Here is a 2488-nt window from a genome sequence, read left to right on the forward strand (position 1 = left end):
GTCCACCACACCGCCACCGTCGTGCGTGCCCGCCGAACTGCCGACGCCACCGGGGTTGTAGGAGCCCTGGGTGATGCCGAGCTGCCTGCCGAGCAACCCCTCGGCCGCCACCAGCATCGCCTTGGTGCGGGTGTTCATCAGCTCCCCGTGATACGTCACCCTGCTGCCCGCGGTGACCACGTTGCCGACGGTGAACCGCTGACTGCCGAGCTTCTGCAACGAGGTCGCGCCCGGCAGCCCGGACGCGTCGATCCCGGTGTAGCCCAGCGACTTCTGATACGCCGAGTAGGCCGAGATGGTCGTCGTGCCGAAGTGGCCGTCCACGTACTGGGCGGCCAGCAGCCCCTTGGCCGCCAAGGCCTGCTCGACCAGCAGCACGCTGTCCTTGCTGCCCGGTGTCAGCGCGCTGTCGGCCCGGCGCGGGTCGATCTGCGCCGCCTTGAGCACCGCTTCCATGTTGGCCGCCGGCAGGGCGGCGGCTTCCCGTGCACTGGCTTCCTGGGTGGCGAGTGCCGGCGCCGCGACGCCGAGCGACAGCGCGGCCGCCGCCGTCAGCACGGCGACCCTGGTGAACACTCCCCGCCGCGTGCTCCGCACGATCGTCGACCGCATGTTCATGACTGTCCTCCACTGGTCCGAAGCGGGTCGCGGTCCACGGTAGGCAGCACGGATACAAGCGTCGTACAAACAGCCGGGGTCAGAGCTCGGCGAGGTCCAGTGCGGCGACCATCGCCTCGTTCCCGGCGTCGGCGGGGTGCAGGTGGTCCCCTGCGGAGAACTCCGGCTTCATGCTCAGCGGATCCCGCGGGTCGGCCAGCGCCGCGGCGAAGTCGGCCACGCCGTCGAAGACACCGCTGGTGCGGACGAACTCGTTGATCCCGGTCCGCGGCGCCTCCACCTCGGCGTCGTAGCCGCCGCGGCCCTTGAACGGGGTGAGCGTCGCCCCGATCACCTTGATCCCCCGCGCGGGCCCGGCCATCGCCGTGGCCCAGGTCCCGACCCAGCCGCCGGTGTCCGCCCGCGGGCCGCCGAACACCTCGACCTCGGCGAGGGTGAGGTGGTTCGCGCCGCTGAGCTGGACCATGACGGTCCCGGCGGGGCCGGTCCGATGGCTGGATCAGACGCCCTGGCGAGCCGCTTGCTGTTGCGGGGTAAGGGAAGTGTCGAACGGCGTCGGCGAGGTGAAGACCCAGAAGTCGCTGAGCCGGTCGACGCGGCAGTCGGTGCGGTTCCAGACGTTGATCGAGGACAGCGGGCTCGTCCCGCCGAGGCCGACCTGCCACCACGGGTGCGTGTTCAGGTCCGGGTGGCTCACCGAGTTGTTGCCGAACACGCCGTTGGTGTCACCGTCGACCACGCGACGGCGAGCCGCAGTAGGCCTCCGACGACTGCGTCGCGATCTTGCCCAGCGCCAGGTCCGGGCTCCCGGCAAGACCGGCGGCGAAGATGTGCGTCGAGGGCACGCCCACCCCGAACTCGGAGCCGACCATCGGCAGCTGGACGCTCTTCACTGTCTTGTGTGGATCGATCGGGACACCCACGTAGAACAAGTGGACGTCGCGGTTGCCGCGGCCACCAGGGCCGTCGCGGTACGGCAGCGTGGCCACGGTGTCCACATCGGACGGTGGCGGGTTCGCCCAGTCCGGCAGGCTCAGCACGTTCACGGTCCCGGTGCCCTTGGCCGCGTAGGTGCTGGTGGCCAGGAACCCGAGCGTGGCCGACGAACCGATCAGCCCGAAGGTCTGGCCCGCGGCGAGCGCGTTGTCCGGCTGCCCGGCCGAGGCGGTCGGCCAGGCGAACGTCACCCCGTGCGAATTGACCAGCGATCCGGGCGAGAAACCCTTGGCCGCCAGCGCTTCCGCCGACAGGCTGTAGCCGAACCCGTCGATGTTGCCGCCTGCCGGGTTCGAGTCCGGCGACACCCCGTTGTTGCCGGAGTGCGTGCTCAGCCCCGAGCACAGCGAACTGTTCGCGTCGACGTCGGCCGCGCTCGTGCCCGCCCTGGTGGTGACGGAGACCTCGCCGCCGGCCGACCCGAGTGGCAGCGTGACCGCCAGGTGATTGGTGCCGATGTAGGTGACCGGCCGGATCTCCCTCCCGCCGACGCTCACCCGTGCGTCCGGGGCGAACCCGGAGCCGGAGATGAGGACGTCACTGGTACAGGTCGGCGTCGCCAGTGCGACCTTCGGCCGCTTGCTCGTGGTCAGGTCCTGGAACGGCGGCCGCAGCCCGGCCGCGGCGAGCACCGCGAGGTCACCCAGGTGCACGCTCCGTCCACAAAGGACGAAACTGCCGCACTGTAGTCCGTTTGATTCCGACTTGCCCGATTACAGAGTCCCTGAAGGCCACCATGAGGGACTTAGCCTGGATCCGTGGATTGGTGGGGTTTGTGACCGGCGTGGATATGAGGAAAGTGTTCTTTGACCTGCAACAATCGGGTGTGTTGAGGACCTGATCAGTGCGGATCGGAAGGACACTTTCAGTGAAA

Annotated in this window: 3 protein-coding genes and 1 pseudogene; all 4 read right to left on the reverse strand. The window is 69.5% G+C overall.

Features of this window, described 5'->3' with window-relative positions:
- Positions 1-576, reverse strand: a pseudogene (locus QMK34_RS47210) (peptidoglycan-binding protein); the annotation flags it as partial.
- Positions 577-697: 121 nt separating this feature from the next.
- Positions 698-1084, reverse strand: coding sequence for a hypothetical protein (locus QMK34_RS47215; protein ID WP_326421575.1), 387 nt, complete (start codon positions 1082-1084; stop codon positions 698-700).
- A 33-nt stretch (positions 1085-1117) separates the two neighbouring features.
- On the reverse strand, positions 1118-1357 hold the full coding sequence (locus QMK34_RS47220) for a galactose-binding domain-containing protein (protein ID WP_326421576.1): 240 nt from the start codon (positions 1355-1357) through the stop codon (positions 1118-1120).
- Positions 1344-2267, reverse strand: coding sequence for an IPT/TIG domain-containing protein (locus tag QMK34_RS47225; RefSeq protein WP_326421577.1), 924 nt, complete (start codon positions 2265-2267; stop codon positions 1344-1346). Before QMK34_RS47225 ends, QMK34_RS47220 begins: the two co-directional genes overlap by 14 nt.
- Between the last annotated feature and the right edge of the window lie 221 nt (positions 2268-2488).

This window comes from Amycolatopsis sp. H20-H5, from assembly GCF_035828755.1.
In the GTDB taxonomy this organism is placed as follows: domain Bacteria; phylum Actinomycetota; class Actinomycetes; order Mycobacteriales; family Pseudonocardiaceae; genus Amycolatopsis.